Origin of the sequence: Microcoleus sp. AR_TQ3_B6, assembly GCF_036702785.1 — a bacterium.
GTDB lineage: Bacteria > Cyanobacteriota > Cyanobacteriia > Cyanobacteriales > Microcoleaceae > Microcoleus.
This window is the reverse complement of record NZ_JAUBVJ010000239.1, coordinates 1-1,285: the sequence shown is the minus strand read 5'-3', so window position 1 is coordinate 1,285 and position 1,285 is coordinate 1. Positions and strand designations below refer to the sequence as shown.

The following is a 1,285-nucleotide window of genomic DNA, read 5'->3' as shown; positions in this document are numbered from 1 at the left end:
CTTTCGAGTACGTCGGTACTGCCAAGTGGTTCCAGGAAAAGGACAGCCGGAGTACCTGGAGTCGGCGTGGGAGTCGGCGTTGGCGTGGGAGTCGGTGTTGGTGTGGGAATCGGAGTCGGCGTAAGAGTCGGTGTCGGAGTCAGCGTGGGAGTCGGAGTCGGCGTGAAAGTCGGTGTTGGTGTGGGAATCGGAGTCGGCGTGAAAGTCGGTGTTGGCGTAAGAGTCGGTGTCGGAGTCGGCGTGGGAGTCGGTGTTGGCGTGAAAGTCGGTGTTGGTGTGGGAATCGGAGTCGGCGTGAAAGTCGGTGTTGGCGTAGGAGTCGGTGTTGGGGTTGGCGTGGGAATCGGAGTCGGCGTGGGAGTCCGAGTCGGCGTGGGAGTCGGTGTTGGCGTGGGAGTCGGTGTTGGCGTGGGAGTCGGTGTTGGTGTGGGAGTCGGTGTTGGCGTGGGAGTCGGTGTTGGCGTGGGAGTGGGTGTTGGCGTGGCAATGTTAACAGTAAAACTGCCTAAATTGCTACCTACAACTTGATTGCCCAAAGTATCTTTTACTTGCGATGGTTGCAAATTAACAGCGTAACTGCCATTATCTGTATCATCCCAACTTCCCCCAGGCGGAGTCAGCGAATAATTTGCCGTGCGAGTGGTACCGTTACTATTAGTATCCACCCTGACAAACTCCGCACCAATAGCACCACCTGACCAATTTACTACCAGGTCAGAATTATCTAAACTGCTAACATCAATTCCACTACTATCACTGAAAGTAACTGTCAATGTCTGACTTGTACCACCAGAGTTAGTAATGTTAGAAACTCCACCCAAGCTAGCAGTTGGTGCCGTAACATCAGCAGTACGAACCAGTTGAGTTGCAGCGGTATTGTTATTACTCGCAGTATCAGTGGCTTTAGCCGCAAGTAAATCAACGGTGACATTACCATCAGCATTAGGCGTGACATCAAAGGTGTAGGTTTTGGCATCAAGTGTGACCAAGTTACCGACAGTTGCATTGGTGACGGTAATATCATTATTATTATCAAAGCCGGTGACATTTTCGCTGAATGTTGCTGTGACGCTAAATGGTGCGTTGACTGTTGTTGCTGAATTTGAGGTTAAGGTGACATTAGGTGCGGTAATATCAGCGGTACGAGTTAACCGAGTGGCCGCCGTATTGTTATTACCCGCCGTATCAGTGGCTTTACCCGCAAGTACATCAACGGTGACATTACCATCAGCATTAGGCGTGACATCAAAGGTGTAGGTTTTGGCATCAAGTGTGACCAAGTTAC

1 protein-coding gene is annotated in these 1,285 nt (G+C 51.1%); it reads right to left on the bottom strand.

Annotation, left to right across the window (positions count from 1 at the left end):
* On the bottom strand, nucleotides 1-1,285 hold a 1,285-nt coding region (locus QUB56_RS36930), incomplete at both ends, for an Ig-like domain-containing protein (RefSeq protein ID WP_332961308.1).